Annotated in this window: 13 protein-coding genes, 2 tRNA genes and 1 rRNA gene; 5 read left to right on the forward strand and 11 right to left on the reverse strand. The window is 49.9% G+C overall.

Annotated elements, in window-relative coordinates; translation table 11 throughout:
- The 3 genes from ACFVTB_RS27390 to ACFVTB_RS27400 form a co-directional block, all read left to right on the forward strand.
- Positions 1-219, forward strand: a 219-nt coding sequence (locus ACFVTB_RS27390) for a hypothetical protein (protein ID WP_387756543.1), incomplete at its 5' end; no start/stop codon positions are given.
- A 225-nt stretch (positions 220-444) separates the two neighbouring features.
- Positions 445-1,122 carry a response regulator gene (locus ACFVTB_RS27395; protein ID WP_387756545.1) on the forward strand — a complete coding sequence of 226 codons (678 nt, stop codon included), beginning with the start codon at positions 445-447 and terminating at the stop codon, positions 1,120-1,122.
- On the forward strand, positions 1,119-2,501 hold the full coding sequence (locus ACFVTB_RS27400) for a sensor histidine kinase (RefSeq protein ID WP_387756547.1): 1,383 nt from the start codon (positions 1,119-1,121) through the stop codon (positions 2,499-2,501). Before ACFVTB_RS27395 ends, ACFVTB_RS27400 begins: the two co-directional genes overlap by 4 nt.
- A 120-nt stretch (positions 2,502-2,621) precedes the next feature.
- Here ACFVTB_RS27400 and ACFVTB_RS27405 read toward each other — a convergent pair whose 3' ends face one another.
- Complete coding sequence (locus ACFVTB_RS27405; protein ID WP_387756567.1) at positions 2,622-3,185, reverse strand: SLOG family protein; 564 nt, start codon at positions 3,183-3,185, stop codon at positions 2,622-2,624.
- A gap of 229 nt (positions 3,186-3,414) precedes the next feature.
- Here ACFVTB_RS27405 and uraA point away from each other — a divergent pair, with 229 nt between their 5' ends.
- Together uraA and ACFVTB_RS27415 are read left to right on the forward strand one after the other, a co-directional pair.
- Positions 3,415-4,719, forward strand: coding sequence for a uracil permease (uraA, locus tag ACFVTB_RS27410; RefSeq protein WP_387756549.1), 1,305 nt, complete (start codon positions 3,415-3,417; stop codon positions 4,717-4,719).
- A 187-nt stretch (positions 4,720-4,906) separates the two neighbouring features.
- Entirely contained in the window at positions 4,907-5,788 is an 882-nt protein-coding gene (locus ACFVTB_RS27415; RefSeq protein ID WP_387756551.1) for a CPBP family intramembrane glutamic endopeptidase, read from the forward strand.
- Between the two features lie 58 nt (positions 5,789-5,846).
- Here the strand turns inward: ACFVTB_RS27415 and ACFVTB_RS27420 are convergent, their stop codons facing one another.
- The 10 genes from ACFVTB_RS27420 to ACFVTB_RS27465 form a co-directional block, all read right to left on the reverse strand.
- Positions 5,847-6,257 (reverse strand): hypothetical protein, encoded by a 411-nt coding sequence (locus ACFVTB_RS27420; protein WP_387756553.1) that lies wholly within the window; start codon positions 6,255-6,257, stop codon positions 5,847-5,849.
- Between the two features lie 164 nt (positions 6,258-6,421).
- Complete coding sequence (locus ACFVTB_RS27425) at positions 6,422-7,600, reverse strand: sugar ABC transporter permease (RefSeq protein WP_387756555.1); 1,179 nt, start codon at positions 7,598-7,600, stop codon at positions 6,422-6,424.
- Positions 7,600-9,120 (reverse strand): xylose ABC transporter ATP-binding protein, encoded by a 1,521-nt coding sequence (locus tag ACFVTB_RS27430; protein ID WP_387756557.1) that lies wholly within the window; start codon positions 9,118-9,120, stop codon positions 7,600-7,602. Before ACFVTB_RS27430 ends, ACFVTB_RS27425 begins: the two co-directional genes overlap by 1 nt.
- A gap of 31 nt (positions 9,121-9,151) precedes the next feature.
- Positions 9,152-10,222 carry a D-xylose ABC transporter substrate-binding protein gene (xylF, locus tag ACFVTB_RS27435; protein WP_387756559.1) on the reverse strand — a complete coding sequence of 357 codons (1,071 nt, stop codon included), beginning with the start codon at positions 10,220-10,222 and terminating at the stop codon, positions 9,152-9,154.
- A 170-nt stretch (positions 10,223-10,392) separates the two neighbouring features.
- Positions 10,393-11,949, reverse strand: coding sequence for a response regulator (locus ACFVTB_RS27440; RefSeq protein ID WP_387756561.1), 1,557 nt, complete (start codon positions 11,947-11,949; stop codon positions 10,393-10,395).
- The gene (locus ACFVTB_RS27445) at positions 11,942-13,399 is read right to left on the reverse strand and encodes a sensor histidine kinase (protein ID WP_387756563.1); all 1,458 of its coding nucleotides are present in this window, start codon (positions 13,397-13,399) and stop codon (positions 11,942-11,944) included. The genes ACFVTB_RS27440 and ACFVTB_RS27445 overlap by 8 nt, the downstream gene beginning before the upstream one ends.
- Positions 13,396-14,382, reverse strand: coding sequence for a substrate-binding domain-containing protein (locus ACFVTB_RS27450; protein WP_387756565.1), 987 nt, complete (start codon positions 14,380-14,382; stop codon positions 13,396-13,398). The genes ACFVTB_RS27445 and ACFVTB_RS27450 overlap by 4 nt, the downstream gene beginning before the upstream one ends.
- A 562-nt stretch (positions 14,383-14,944) precedes the next feature.
- Positions 14,945-15,019, reverse strand: a tRNA-Gly gene (locus ACFVTB_RS27455).
- A 60-nt stretch (positions 15,020-15,079) separates the two neighbouring features.
- Positions 15,080-15,155 (reverse strand) — tRNA-His (locus ACFVTB_RS27460).
- Between the two features lie 183 nt (positions 15,156-15,338).
- A 23S ribosomal RNA gene (locus ACFVTB_RS27465) occupies positions 15,339-15,433 on the reverse strand; the annotation flags it as partial.

Raw genomic sequence — 15,433 nt, forward strand, 5'->3', positions numbered from 1 at the left:
AATCCGTTAGGATTAACAGGGCAGTTTCGCTCGTTGTTCAGTTTTCAAAGAACAATGTTTTTTTCAACAACGTTTGTTATCTTAGCACATCCGTTGTTTCGATGCAAGCTTTATTTTTCAGCTTCTTTTCGAGCTTCGAAAGCTCTCAGTCAGCTTGTCCTTTGCTTGCCTCGCCAACCGCGTTTCTCTCGGCCGGAATTAGAATATACCATAGACTAATTCATTTTGACAACCCCTTTTTTAAAAAAAGTTTAAAATCATCTTAATCTCCTCGATCCTTCCTACAATGATACCGATCTTCTTCTATATACTCGCTTCGTTTATAGTCTTGTTTAGCCTTAATTCTTACGGTCTCTCTTGCGTTAGAATTCAATTCTGGCGTGTGCTACACTCTATTTATTATAGAAATACAGAAGTATTCCTTGAAGAAGGGAATTGAGTTTGATGCGCATAAACATACTGATTGCGGACGACGACTCCGCTATCCGAACGCTGCTTCGGTTTGTTTTAACGAAAGAGGGGTACGGCGTCATAGAGGCTTCGGACGGAGAAGCTGCAGCGAAGCTTCTAGAACAAGAAGCCGTCCATCTGGCTGTCGTCGATATTATGATGCCTGGTAAGAATGGACATGAATTATGCATGGAAATACGCAGGGATTACGATCTGCCTGTCATCATGCTCACCGCTAGAGGCGAGATAGAAGATAAAGAGAAAGGTTTTGTTTCCGGAACTGACGACTATATGGTCAAACCATTTGAACCAAAGGAACTGATCTTCCGCATCAAAGCGCTGCTAAGACGCTATCGGCTCGTTTCGCAGGAAACGATTCAGCTTGGCGAGATCATGATTGATCGGATGAGCCACGAAATCCGCCGGGGAAGCGCTACGTTCGAAATCCCGCTTCGCGAATTTGAACTGCTCGCTCAACTGGCCAGCAATCCCGGTCGCATCTACACAAGGGAACAGCTCATTAATCTCGTATGGGGCTCCGACTTCAACGGTGATAGCCGGACCGTGGACGTTCATGTCAAACGGCTTCGGGAGCGTTTCTCCGAGTATGCCAACGACTTTTCCATTGCAACGGTTCGCGGACTAGGCTACAAGCTGGAGGTAACGGAATGAAGACGCTGTATGTTCGGATCGTCTTAACCTTTATGGGCGTCGCCATCGTCAGCAGTGTTGCCGGGCTATTTTTCACTAACGCTTACTATAAAGAAAAGCTTCTATCCCAAAACGAAGTTAAAACGATGAAGACGGCAGTAGCCGTCAAAGATCTATACGAGCATACGCCCGGTATGAGCTTATCCGGTTATCTGACGCAATTGGCATCGCTCGGCTATCAGTTCCATTTGGTTGATTCCGATCATAAGGAGCAATCATTCGGAGCTCCTTTCAAACAAGGGACGCTGGAGCCGGAGCAATACGAAACGGTTCTCCAAGGCAACGTTTATCAAGGCATGAACCGGGATAACGAGGGCATGACGCTTTTTGCCTTTTTCGTAAACAGTATCCGCAATACAGTCGGCGTCCCCGTTGAAACGCCGGAGGGGCGAGCCGCATTATTCGTCAGGCCGGACCTGCAGCAGCAAATGGGCGAAATGCGGCTCATCATGGCTGTATTTATCGGCTCCACCTTCATTGCCAGTCTGTTATTGATCGTTATTTTAAGCCGTTCGATCGTGAGTCCAGTCAAGAAGCTGACGCGTGCGACGAGGCAGATCGCCAAAGGCGATTACGATGTTCGGCTGGAGGGGCAGCGCAAAGACGAGATTGGGGAGCTTGCCCGCCATTTTACGAAAATGACTGCCTCCATTAAAAGCTCGGAGGAAATGCGCCAGCAGTTTGTCGCCAACGTCTCTCATGAGTTCCAGACGCCTCTGACTTCTATACGAGGTCTAGCACGCGCCGCGTCCGATCCGGAAGCGGCGCCTACTGATGCCGCACAATATTTACATATAATAGAAGAAGAAAGCGAGCGGCTATCCTCGTTAAGCAGGCAGCTGCTGACACTCGCTTCCTTGGATCATGCGGCCGAATTAGAACGCGTCAATTTCCGATTGGACGAGCAAATCAGACAGCTTATGATTACATTGGAATGGCAGTGGTCCGATAAAAAATTGCAGCTGGAGCTGGATTTGCCGGAAACCATAGCGATTGGCGATCCCAGTCTGCTCTATCAGGTATGGCTGAATCTGATTGCCAACAGCATTAAATTTTGCGACGAAAATGATATCCTACGGGTTTCCATCGAACGAAACATTTCTTCCTCCAATATCGTGGTAACGATAAGCGATACGGGTCCGGGCATCGCGGACGCTGACCTCCCGAAGCTGTTTGATCGCTTCTATAAAGCGGACCCGTCTCGTAACCGAACAACTGCCGGCAGCGGTCTGGGGTTATCCATCGTGCAAAAAATCGCACATCTGCACGGCGGTCAAATCTCGGTTTCCAGCGTGTACGGGCAAGGAACGACCTTCACCGTCATACTGCCCGCTCCATAATTTGTAATCGTCCGTTATAACGGCAGGAAAAACGATCAAACGCATCGTTAATCCGAATAAATGCCGACTCTTCAAAATGAAAAGCAAAAGCCGCATGTTCGGAGCATGCGGCTTTTGCTTTTAATCAAGTTCATAGGAAACGCTTGTCGCTTCTTCAGCCGCGTTTTGAATATCGTCGGCCCCGATGCCAACGTAAACATATCCGTCTTCCTGCTGCTTCTTCAACGCTCTCGCTTGTACATATTTGGCGCTGCTCTCAGCTGCTTCTTCATCATAGAACAAAACAATTCCATCGGTCTTGCGGAACAAAAGCTCGTCGCGCGCTTGAAACTGCCATGGACCTGCATACGGCATTCGGCTGACGGAACCGAAGTAGTCGACGCTGTCGACAATTCGTTTGTAGTATTCCTTCCGCTCTTCCTTCCACTGCTCTTCCTGATTGCTGAAAGCAGTAATAATCGAAAGCTTTAATCCTGGGTACCTTTTCCTCAGCTCAATTCCGACTTCGCATGCCCACAGATCAGTTCCGTATTGGCCAGGCGTTATCATCCATTCCAAACCTTCCTCTAGCAAAGGAATAAGTTTATTTTCAATAGCTGCTTTAATAAAAGCGATATGCTTATGCTTCTGATCGAATATTTGCAGCTCATGTGCGCGATATCCGGTGACTAGTACGTTCTTCATCATAACGAGACGATTCCCTTCGCAAATTTCCTCTTCTTTTCACTATAACAGCAGTCCCCGGCTTGCGGCAGAGAATGTACGTTCTTGCCCGCGCTGCACCGTACGATTAGAAAAAAGAAAAAATTATCGTTCATGCAAAAAGAAGGCTTGTCAAACCGATACTAATCTAGGTAGAATCGTAAAGGTTATATTAAGGGCTAAGGCCCTATAAACGGAGGAAGATCTCAAGATGAAAAGGGAAATAGGGGTACTCGAAAGACCGCCTCTGGGACAAAGCTTCATGCTTAGTCTTCAGCATCTCTTCGCCATGTTCGGCTCGACGGTGCTCGTACCGAATTTGCTTGGCGTAGACCCGGCTGTCTGCTTGCTGATGAACGGTATCGGCACGCTGCTTTACTTATTTATTGTAAAAGGCAAAATTCCTGCATATCTAGGCTCAAGCTTTGCGTTTATCGCACCTGTCGGCGCTGTAATCGGCCAATTCGCTTCGCCGGAGGAAGGTTATTCGGCAGCGCTTGGCGGCTTTATCGCCGCCGGTATCGTCTTTACGCTCGTAGCGCTAATTATTCAAGTCGCTGGAACGAAATGGATCGATTTCGTATTCCCGCCGGCTGCAATGGGCGCAATCGTAGCCGTTATCGGTCTGGAGCTTATTCCGGTAGCTGCAGGCATGGCCGGCTGGATCAAGCCGCCAAGCGCGGCGGCGACAGACGCCTGGTCGCTTAACGCCGATACGGTCATTATTTCGACCGTCACGCTGTTGATTACGATTCTCGGCTCCGTTCTCTTCCGCGGATTTTTGCGGATCATCCCGATTCTGGTCGGCATCGTGTCCGGCTATTTGCTGGCCTACTTGATGGGTTACGTCGATTTCAAGCCAGTTGCTGACAGCGGTTGGCTCGCAGCTCCTACGTTCACGACGCCTAGCTTCCACCTTGGCGCCATTCTTACAATCGTTCCCGCTTCGCTCGTCGTCATCGCTGAGCATATCGGGCACTTGATTGTTACAGGCAACATTGTAAACAAAGACCTGTCCAAGGATCCGGGTCTGCATCGTTCGATGCTCGGCAACGGCATTTCCACACTGCTTTCCGGTTTCGTCGGCTCCACGCCGAACACGACCTACGGCGAAAATATCGGGGTTCTCGCAATTACGCGCGTTTACTCGACCTTCGTCATCGGCGGCGCTGCCGTTATCGCTATTATCTTGTCCTTCTTCGGCAAGTTCTCCGCTCTGGTTTCGGCAATTCCGGTTCCGGTTATGGGCGGTGTCTCGCTCCTGTTGTTCGGCGTTATTGCCGCTTCCGGCCTGCGTATGCTGGTTGAATCGAAAATTGATTACAGCAAGCCGACTAACCTTTACCTGACAACGGTCGTGCTGGTCGTCGGTTTAAGCGGCGTAGAAGTCGTTATCGGCGACTTCTCGCTGAAGGGTATGGGACTGGCGACAGTCGTCGCGATCGTGATGAGCTTGCTCTTCAAAGTGTTCGACATTCTCAAAATGTCGAACGATCATGAAAAGACCTCACACTAATCGCAATCGTATCTATACAACGCAATCCCGGCTTTTCCACAATGGAGAAGCCGGGATTTTTTTCGCTCCTGCTATGAAGTTCATTGCGAAAGCATCGTGCCCCGGTTGACAAAAGTTCACACAAAAGGTAAGTTCCATATGTGTTAATTTTTACATAAGCATCGTCAATTATTGAAAGGGGATTTCTATGAAAACGTTTTGGTCCGTCACAGGAAAAATCGTTCTCAGCTTCGCTATCGTCTTTTTACTGATGATTATCGTCGGGGCCGTATACGGTATTGTTAGCGCCGTTTCGGGCGTAAACCCTGCGGAAGCTGCCGCCTCAGCCGAATCGGCGGAATGGCTGAAATACGTGCAATTTATTCTTTTTATCGGTACCGCTTATGCGATGTTCGCTTTCTTTGAAAGAAAGAAGGGCTGGTCGATCGGCATGAGGCAGCATAAGGCGATTAGCTTTGGCGTGCAGGGAACTGTCGCCGGCATCGTGCTGATTTCGCTATCCGGTCTTGTCATCTGGGCTCTCGGCGGAATTAGCTGGAGCGCCTCCGAATGGAATAGCGAGCTTGTCGCAGGTCTGCTGAAAGGGCTGCTGCTCTTTGTCGGGGTCGCTCTCTCGGAAGAGATTTTCTCTCGCGGCTATGTTCAGGGACTGCTGAAATTCCACTATGGAAGCACCGTCGCCATTGTAGTCAGCTCTATCCTGTTCACGCTCATGCACAGCTTGAACTCCGGCATGTTCGAATCGCCTTTCCCGTTTATCAATATCGTGCTTGCAGGAGTCATTATGGCGGTAGCGCGCGAATGGACCGGCGGATTATGGTGGCCGATCGGGCTCCATTTGACGTGGAATTACTTCCAAGGGCATGTATTTGGCTTTAACGTTTCGGGTACATCCGATATGCCTTCGATCCTGCACTCGACCGACAACGGTCCATCCTGGCTGTCCGGGGGCGCCTTCGGTGCAGAAGGAAGTCTTATCTCCGTCATTGTCCTGATAATTGGAATTACTGCCGTTTATTTTATTTATAAAAGGCGGCCAAAGGCTCCTTCCTTTACATCAACCCCATAAACGGGAATAAAAATAAGCCGATTCGCTAATTCAGCGGATCGGCTTATTTGATATGCTGTTATCGCTCTTCAAACGTGGCGGCCGCTTCTTGCTGCTCGCCTCTCGGATGAATCGTTTCGAATTTATGTCCGCATGACGGACAAAACTTCGCCTCCAGCGGAACGACGCTTCCGCAGATGCAGTCTTTCTCTTCCTTGATGATTTTAATCTTTTCCTCCAGCGCTTCGATTTCCTTCTCGCAGCCGATAATATGTGCGCTGCTTTCCCGGATCGACTGGGCGGCTAATGCCAGATCGTTGGCGACATGCGCTTGATAGACGGCTTCACCAATCTGAATATAATGCTTTTCTATTTCCTTGCGTTTGGCAGAAATTTGCGAATTAAACTTCACGACCTCAACCGATTCCTTCGCTTTATCGGCCGCTTTGGACGCACCTTCCTTCAGCTTATCGAAAAAACCCATCATCATCCTCCTCAGCGAGTGGTTGCTTACTTCTATCATACCTGATGATTATGCGACTGTTTGTCGTATCATGTCGATTGGCTACTATTTTTCCAAAGCAACCCGTCCTAACGCAAAAAAGCTCAGAAGCAATCGCCGGATGGCTGCTTCTGAGCTTGGAGTGGCTTGTATTACGCTTTTTTGCGATTTCTCGTATAGATATCGACATATACCGCAAGGACGAGGATGCCGCCCTTAACGATGTATTGCCAGAACGATTCCATGTTCATTAAGCTCATACCGTTATCGAGACTGCTCATGACAAGCGCACCGATCAGCGCGCCCATAATCGTGCCGGAGCCGCCGATCAAGCTGGTGCCCCCGATTACGCAAGCCGCAATGGCGTCAAGCTCATAGTTCTGGCCAGCCGTCATTGTCGCTGCGTTCAAACGGGCCGTGAGCACAAGCGCTGCAATAGCCGCCAGCGTGTTGCAAAGAACAAAGACCAGCATTACGCGGCGTTTGATGTTAATGCCCGACAGCCTTGCCGCTTCCGGGTTGCCCCCGATCGCATAGACTTGCCGACCGAATGTCGTATTGCGCGTAATGAATGTAAAGATTAGCGCCAGAATGACAACCATTACGAAAGGAACCGGAATACCTTTGTAGCTGTTCATTACCGCAACGAAACCGAGAATGAGAACGCCCGTTACAACCATACGGAAAACGCTCAATGCAAGCGGTTCGACGGTAAAGCCGTATTTGCTTCTCGAAGCACGTTTTCGAAGCACAAGCGCGGCCGCAATAAGCAATCCGATAATACCGAGAACCCATCCGATAATATCGGCAGTATACGATTGACCAATCGATTTGAGGCCTGGCGTCAATGGAGCGACCGTCACGCTGCCTGTCGTTCCGAACAATAATCCCCGGAAAATGAGCATGCCGCCTAGCGTGACGATAAATGCCGGCACTGCCCTATAGGCAATAATCCAGCCTTGAATTAAGCCGATAATTGCGCCAGCTGCAACAGCTACGAGAATGACCGGAATAGCCGGCCAGTCGTACCATACGTTTAGCATAGCGACTATACCGCCGATAAACCCAACAATCGAGCCGACCGACAAATCGATATGACCGGCTACAATGACAAGGACCATGCCGATTGCCAGAATCGATGTGACCGACATTTGCAGAAATAAGTTCGACAGATTGGTCGGTGACAAGAAACGTTCATGAAGCAGCGAGAACAATACCCATATGGCGAGCAGAGCGCCAATCATCGTGTAGGCGCGAGCATCGAATTTAAACCAGTTTTGCAAGCGCGACGGCTGCTCGGGAGCCGTCTCTGTCGTTGCGTTTGCGTTCATTATACTCTCCCTCCCGTTGCGGCGGTCATGATCGCTTGCTGCGACGCTTCCTCCGCCGTAAATTCAGCCGTCCGCTTTCCTTCCGAAATAACCATAATTCGGTGACTCATGCCAAGCAACTCCGGAAGTTCGGAGGATACCATAATGATGGCAACGCCTTGCCGAATCAGTTCATTCATAATCGTGTAAATCTCAAATTTCGCACCGACGTCGATACCGCGAGTCGGCTCGTCGAGAATTAATATTTTCGGCTTCGTCATCAGCCATTTGCCGAGGACGACTTTTTGCTGATTGCCGCCGCTGAGCGTTCCGACAACCGTTTCAACCGAATTGGCCTTAATACGCAACGAACGGATATATTCGTTTCCGCGCAGTATTTCTCTATTCTGGTCAATTACGCCGCCTGAGGCGACCTGACTAAGGCTTGCGATCGTTACGTTGTTCTTGACGTCCATCCCGAGTACAAGACCGAATTTCTTCCGATCCTCCGACACGAGCGCCAAACCGTGCTTGATCGCCTGCTGCGTATTTTTTATTTTTACCTGTTTGCCTTCAATCTCGATTCGACCGGTCGCAACGCCAGGATACGAACCGAATAAACTCATGACGAGCTCCGTGCGGCCGGCACCCATCAGACCGGCGATGCCGAATATTTCGCCTTTCCTTACTTCAAAAGAGATATCATCTAACACTTTGCGGTTTTCCAAATCCGGATGCAAAACCGAGTAGCCGTCCACTTTAAGCACGACATCTCCCGGATTGGACTGGATGCGTGGAAAAAGCTCCTTCAATTCGCGGCCGACCATGAGTGAAATGACTTTCTCTTCATTGACCTCCGCTATGTCGTAAGTGCCAATCGTTCGGCCGTCACGCAGAACGGTGACCGAATCGGCAATGCTGAATACTTCCTTCAGCTTGTGGGAAATGTAGATACAGGTTACGCCCCGCTTCTTGAATTCACGCAAAATGGAAAGCAAAATTTCGACTTCCTGCTCCGTTAGCGCGGCGGTAGGCTCGTCTAGAATAAGAATGTTCGCATTTTTTGAAAGCGCCTTGGCGATTTCAATCTGCTGCTGCTTGCCGATGCCCAGCGTTCCCGTTCTCGTCTCCGGACTGACGTCCTTCAAGCCGACGTCGGCGAGCCACTTCTCGCTTTCCTTGAACACCCTCTCCCAGTTGATGACGCCGAATCTGGCCAGCTCCTTGCCGAGAAATAAATTCTCGGCAATGGACAGATCTTTAGCCAGCGCCAGCTCCTGATAGATGATGGCAATACCCGCTTCTTCAGCATCTTTAATGCCGGAAAAGCTGCATTTTTCCCCGTTGATCAAGATATCCCCGTCATAGGTACCGAACGGATACAATCCGCTCAGCACCTTCATCAACGTCGATTTCCCTGCGCCATTTTCGCCGCAAAGGGCGTGAATCTCGCCCTTTTTCACCGTAAAGGTTACATCGTCAAGCGCTTTTACACCGGGGAATTCCTTTGTTATATTACGCATCTCCAAAGCTGCCGTCATGCTCGTTCACCCCACTCTTGCGGATTGCCTCTTACTTCGCGTTTTTGTAGACGTCTTCTTTCTTGTGGAAGCCGTCGGCAATAACCGTCGAGTCGATGTTTTCTTTCGTTACAGCGATTGGATCAAGCAAGATGGAAGGAACATCGATTTTGCCGTTGTTTACTTTTTTGTCCGCGCCTACGTCTTGACCTTTCGCCATTGCAACAGCCAGTTCAGCCGCTTTCTCAGCGAGTGCTTTAATTGGTTTGTATACGGTCATCGTTTGCGTGCCTTCAATAATACGTTGTGTTGCAGCCAGCTCGGCGTCTTGACCGGATACCGGAATTTTGCCTGCGAGACCTTGTGCTGTCAGCGCTTGAATCGCGCCGCCTGCCGTACCGTCGTTTGCAGCTACGACTGCGTCGATTTGGTTGTTGTTCGCCGTCAGAGCATTTTCCATGTTGGAAAGTGCAGCAGCAGGGTTCCAGTCCTTCGACCATTGATCGTATACGATTTGGATGTCGCCGCTGTCAATGTACTTCTGCAGGACGTTCATTGCGCCTTTCTTGAACAAGTGAGCGTTGTTGTCCGCTTCCGAACCGCCGATGTAGACATATTTGCCTTTAGGCGCTTTCGCCACGATTGCTTCCGCTTGCATTTGGCCTACGCGCTCGTTGTCGAAGGAAACGTACAGATCGACGTCGGAGTTTTTGATCAGACGGTCATAAGCCAATACTTTAATGCCGGCTTCATGGGCCTTCTCAACGATAGCCGCAGTTGCTTCTGCGTTGTGCGGTACTACGACGAGAACGTTAACGCCTTGCGAAATCAACGATTCCGCTTGCGCGATTTGCTTCGCGTCGTCGCTGTTAGCAGCCAGTACTTCTACAGTTGCGCCAAGCTTCTCAGCCGCTGCTTTGAACAAGTCGCGGTCCTTCTGCCAGCGTTCTTCTTGCAACGTATCCAAGGAGAAACCAATCTTGATTTTACCGTCCTTGCCCGATGCTTTTTCTCCGCCGGACTTTTCGCTTCCGCCGCCGTTACCGCCTCCACATGCCGACAATACGAGCAAGATTGCGAGAACAAGCAGCATTACCCCACTTTTTGCATTGCGCTTCGTCATCTTCTTCTCTCCCTTTTTCTTCAATAATGTAAATGCTTACATTTCTAAGATTAACATGTTTGGGATGCTTCGAATTCGAAGTTTTCTGTATTCTATTGCAAAATGCTGGATTTTTTTGTTTTTGGGGGTTAATTTTTTTACCAAGCTGTGCGAGGTTGAAGCTCCCCCCTCTACTTGCTGCCAAGCAATGCTTTACGGTACTCGGTCGGAGAAGAACCCGACACCTTCTTGAAAACCTTGCTGAAATAATTGGGATCGTTATATCCGACCTCATAGGCAATTTCCTTCAAGCTGCGCTCCACCTGTCCCATCAGCGTCTTTGCCTTCTCCACACGGCAATCGGTCAGAAAATCGATATACCCGACGCCGATCTGCTCTTTAAACATTTTGCTGATGTAAAACGGACTAAGCCCTGCTTCCTTCGCAATCATCTCCAGTGAAATATCTAGATGGGAGTTAGCGACGATATATTGCTTCACTCTGGCGATCACATCCGGCTGTTGACGGCTCCTTTGCCGCTCCGCATCCTTCCGCATCCGCAGCAGGAGACTCTCGGTCTCCGTTTTCAGCTCGCTGTATCGGCTGATTTGGAACGGGTAATAAGGCAGCTCCGTCTCTACGCCAAGCTCGATCAGTCCTCGGAAAATAACCCAAAGCCCTTCCAGCATCCGCTGCTGTGCCTGATGAATTGCCATGCCCGCCGCCTGATACCGATCGATATAGGGCAGCAGCGCAGCGCATGCCTCATCCCATTGTCCCAATCGCAATTGCTCGAGAAGCCGCTTTTCCTGCTGTTTGTTCAACATTTCGGAGCCGCCTCTCTCGCCGTCGGACGCGATATCCGCATAAAAGCGATATTTCGCAACCGGCGCTCCCGCCGTTGCGGCGAGCAGTGCTTCCTGGTAGGAGTAGCGGATATGGTCAAGCGATCGGCGCGGCTCGCCGACTCCGATGCTGCAACGACCGTCTTGAACGCAAAGCTCTGGGATATTCATCAGTTCGCGAATCATCGAAGCGGCTTGGGCACGGAAAGATTTCTGCTCCTCAAGGAAGCCTATAATCGGCAGGCATCCGCCCGACATGGCCCCGACCCAGCCGTTTCCGAGCTGACGCAGCTTCAGCTTAACCGCGGAGTACAACAGGTCTGGCTCCGCATCCGCACTGACTTGAATAAAGAGCACGAATACCTCCTTGTTCGCGCTAAAGCTTTCGCCAAGCAGCCCAATCATTTCATCCAGATGAACCTCGTGCACATGGTCAAACAGCAGCTGGGTTACAATATCCGCCTCGACCAAGGGCATCACTTTGTCCAGCTTGTTCAGCATCGCCATCTGACGCTCCCGCTCTTCCCTCTCCTGCATCACTTGCTCCAGCACACGGCCGACCGTATCTTGAATTTCGCTAATCTTGCTCGGCTTCAATAAATAATCCTTTACGCCGAGCTTGATTGCTTTACGGGCATATTCAAACGTATCGTACGCGGTAACCATAATGAAACGCATGTCCGGATATTCGGCGGCGATGCATTCAATCGCTTCAAGACCATTCATTATCGGCATCTTGATATCCATTAGAATCAAATCCGGCATAAATTGCGGAACAACTTCGACGGCAGCCTTTCCGTTCTTGGCCTGCTCTATGGTCACTTCGGGAAAGCCGCTGCGAATAATGGCGCTCATTCCTTCACGCTCGATATGCTCGTCGTCTACAATCAGTACTTTAAGCATAATTGCGGACCTCTCTTTCTTTTGGCAGCATAAGTCCCACTTTCGTTCCCTTGCCTTCTATGCTTTCGATGCAAATAAGATCGTCCCGGCCATAAAAGATGCTCAACCGCTTCACAACATTGGCAAAGCCAATACCTGTCGAATGACTGTCTTGGTGACGCTCCTGCTCGTTTCCCTCTAAAATTTGACGAATTCGTTCTGGCCCCATTCCCATTCCTTCGTCTTCAATTTCTACCATGACGCAGCCGTTGTCGCCTTCCCTGATCCGGAAGTAGATTGTCCCTCCATTCTCCAGCGGCTCGATCGCATGAATGACTGCGTTCTCGATAATCGGCTGCAGCGTTAAGCTCGGCAACTGAACATACAAGCAATCGTCGTTAATCTCTTCTACGAATCGGAGTCGCTCAGTAAAGCGCGTGCCCTGGATCGCCATATACTCGCGCAGCACCCTTACTTCCTCATATAGCGTGACCGGACGGTCCAGCCGCTTCAAGTTATAACGCAGCAGCCGGGCCACGCTCGCAATCAGATCGCTCGTCTCCTCCGATCCCTCGAGGTACGCCTTTTTGGACAACGTATCGAGCGTATTGAATAGAAAATGCGGATTGATCTGACTTTGGAGGCTCCGCAGCTGGCTTTCCTGAAGCAGCAGCTTGCTTGTCTGCAGTTCGCTCTCAAGCTGAGCCTTGTTCTGAATTTCCAAGATCAAATTATTAATATTGATCCGCATGCGATCGAACGTTTTGGCAAGAAAAGAGATTTCATCGTTGCCGGCCGTCTCGATCGGCGTATCGAAGCGGCCTCTGGAAAACTCTCTTGCCGCCTGTGTCAGCCTATAGATAGGCCTCGTAATACTGTGGGAGAACAGGTAGGTGAACAGCATCAGAATGCACGTAATCATGGCAATCATCCATATGCCGAGCTTTTTCAGCATAGCCGATTGCTTAATCATCCCCCGATAAAATTGATCGTACGTCTTTAGCTCCGTGTCGAACAGCGTTAGCGTCATCTCCGATATGTAGGTCGACAAGCGCGTTGCGTCTGCGAAATCGTTCAGTGACTCCTCCTTATTCTTTTCGTTTAGAAAACGTACCGAGCGATCGGATGAATCGATCAGGCTGTCGATCAAATTCAAATAATTCGTTAGCGTAAAATGGTTGCCGTCATTCCGCAGCGCGGCGATCTGCTGCTGCGCCTCCAGCAAATCCTGCCGATCGCTTTGCAAATGAATGAGCTTGCCCTCCGTCGGCCCTTGCAAGTAATTATTCAAAGTGGTAACGAGCTGGCGGCTTTCCGCGCTGACCTCGTTCATTTGCAAATAACGCTGCAAAATGTCGTTGTATTGGCTTTGCATTTTCTGATTGTAAAAGGTGAGCGCGACCCAGATGACTGCCATAATAAAGACGACGACTACGACGAGCAAATAGATCTTTTTCTGAATCGTATTCATGAAAGGTCCTCCGCCTTCAGCAGCCGAATATTCGTGTAGTAACCTTTCGTGTCGAGTGGAAATGCTTCTCGCTTCAGCCACTTAATCATCAGCTCAACGCTCTGATGCCCCATTGTCTCCGGCGATTGCTCGATAATGCCGTTCAGCTTCTTCTCTTTCAGCAGCGTTCGGCTCTCCGAGCTGTCGTCAAAGGAATAGAGGTGGAAGTTGCCGACCTTGGCCCGTTTGGCGATCTCCTGCACCATCGCGCTCGCATTGTTGGCCGTAATCGATACAAATGCGTCAATGTGCGGGTCGCGGTTCATAATATCGTTCGTAGTCGCGATTACCTTCTCCCGCGTATTGCCGGCGATCACGACAAGCGGCTCGATGCCTGGCTCCGTCTTCAGCTCGCTCATAATTCCGTCCAGCCTTTTCCGTTGAAAATCCTCCTGCTGATCGGACAGCATCAGCACCACTTTGCCTTTATTGCCCTTTCCGATATCAGCCAGCAATTGCTGCCCGATGACCCGGCCAGCCCATTCATGATTAGAGCCGATGTAGGTGCGGCGCAAGCTTTTCTCGATCGGCACGTCGTTGGCAATCGTAAAGACGGGGATGCCCTTGCCTGCGGCCTTCACGGTAGCCAGCTTGTTGAATTCGTCGTTATCCAAGCCTTGTACAATAATGCCGTCCACCTTGGAAGCGATAGCGACCTCCATCTTCCTTAAAAAATCGACTTGATTGGCCCCGTAACTGCCCCACACCGAGAGTTCAACGCCGTATTCCTTGGCAGAGGCCAGCGCTCCCTTCTCAACCGCATCCCAGAACGGCGTATCGAGCTCCTGCGTAATAAGGACAAGGCGGTAAGAAGGTGCATGCCCGCTGTCCAACTCAGCCGGAGCCGACAGATTGTAGCGGAAAATTTGAATCATAGTCGAGAGAGTAAAGGCGAATAATACGACGCATGCCGCGGATAACAACGTAATTACGAGCTTTCTCATGAACGTCTGCTCCCTTTGCCGTGAATAAACCGCTTTCATTTTACCCATCGTAACATAATTGGAATTATCTATAAATGTAATTTTGGACGATTATCGTTTGCTTGTTTACGACAAAGGCTCGTATATTGCTCCAAATGCAAAAAGGCGCAGAAGCCGCAGAACGTATTTTAAAAAATAAGCTTGAAATATCGGCTCAAAAGCGAAATCCTTGCATGACTTGAAGTTGAGGGTAAGCGCTGCGGGTCAGAGGGTTCTTCCGATCGCCATTAAAGCTTGATTCCTTTCTCCAGACCCCCTCTGCCCGTTCTTTTCCGTCAAAAACTGATTTTGATGTAAAACCGATATTCATAACAATATAAGCAAAGCGCCAAGCCTGGAAAATAGACTTGGCGCTTTGCTCATAATAAGGACGAACTGTGTTCTCGGCACAGCGGGAAATTTGACATGCTGAGTCCTAACGCTTCGCGATTAGCAGTGAAAAAAAATAAAGGTGGAAGCGATCCCTGTAAAAATAGGCAAATAAAAAAGCCTTGCGAATGTCGCAAGACTTGGATTTGAGAAATGGAGCGGAAGACGGGAATCGAACCCGCGACCCTCGCCTTGGCAAGGCGATGCTCTACCGCTGAGCCACTTCCGCACATATAAATGGCTGAGGATTTGACTAATCCCCAACAATTTGAGTTTATTTGTGGATAAATGGGGCGATCGAGGGGAATTGAACCCCCGAATGTCGGATCCACAAACCGATGCGTTAACCACTTCGCCACGACCGCCATATCTAACTGTGGATAACAGCGCCCGATGCGTTGAAGAACCGGACTAAAGTAAAGCTTGCGCCTTGAAAACTGGATGCGAAAGTTCATGAATGTCCTTTAGTGTCTTCCCCGATGCTTTCGGGGTCCCCGCAAAGTACCCGGACTAAGCTGCAAAGCTTAACGTCACTTTGTGGGGTAGTATTGGATAAGCCCTCGACCGATTAGTACTGGTCAGCTCCACACATTGCTGTGCTTCCACCCCCAGCCTATCAACCTCGTCGTCTTCAAGGGGTCTT

Origin of the sequence: Paenibacillus sp. NPDC058071 (assembly GCF_042885235.1) — a bacterium.
Classification (GTDB): Bacteria; Bacillota; Bacilli; order Paenibacillales; family Paenibacillaceae; genus Pristimantibacillus.

Coding starts and splice junctions, on each gene's coding strand:
- ACFVTB_RS27395 (WP_387756545.1), top strand. CDS start 445: ATGCGCATAAACATACTGATTGCGGACGACGACTCCGCTATCCGAACG.
- ACFVTB_RS27400 (WP_387756547.1), top strand. CDS start 1,119: ATGAAGACGCTGTATGTTCGGATCGTCTTAACCTTTATGGGCGTCGCC.
- ACFVTB_RS27405 (WP_387756567.1), bottom strand. CDS start 3,185: ATGAAGAACGTACTAGTCACCGGATATCGCGCACATGAGCTGCAAATA.
- uraA (WP_387756549.1), top strand. CDS start 3,415: ATGAAAAGGGAAATAGGGGTACTCGAAAGACCGCCTCTGGGACAAAGC.
- ACFVTB_RS27415 (WP_387756551.1), top strand. CDS start 4,907: ATGAAAACGTTTTGGTCCGTCACAGGAAAAATCGTTCTCAGCTTCGCT.
- ACFVTB_RS27420 (WP_387756553.1), bottom strand. CDS start 6,257: ATGATGATGGGTTTTTTCGATAAGCTGAAGGAAGGTGCGTCCAAAGCG.
- ACFVTB_RS27425 (WP_387756555.1), bottom strand. CDS start 7,600: ATGAACGCAAACGCAACGACAGAGACGGCTCCCGAGCAGCCGTCGCGC.
- ACFVTB_RS27430 (WP_387756557.1), bottom strand. CDS start 9,120: ATGACGGCAGCTTTGGAGATGCGTAATATAACAAAGGAATTCCCCGGT.
- xylF (WP_387756559.1), bottom strand. CDS start 10,222: ATGACGAAGCGCAATGCAAAAAGTGGGGTAATGCTGCTTGTTCTCGCA.
- ACFVTB_RS27440 (WP_387756561.1), bottom strand. CDS start 11,949: ATGCTTAAAGTACTGATTGTAGACGACGAGCATATCGAGCGTGAAGGA.
- ACFVTB_RS27445 (WP_387756563.1), bottom strand. CDS start 13,399: ATGAATACGATTCAGAAAAAGATCTATTTGCTCGTCGTAGTCGTCGTC.
- ACFVTB_RS27450 (WP_387756565.1), bottom strand. CDS start 14,382: ATGAGAAAGCTCGTAATTACGTTGTTATCCGCGGCATGCGTCGTATTA.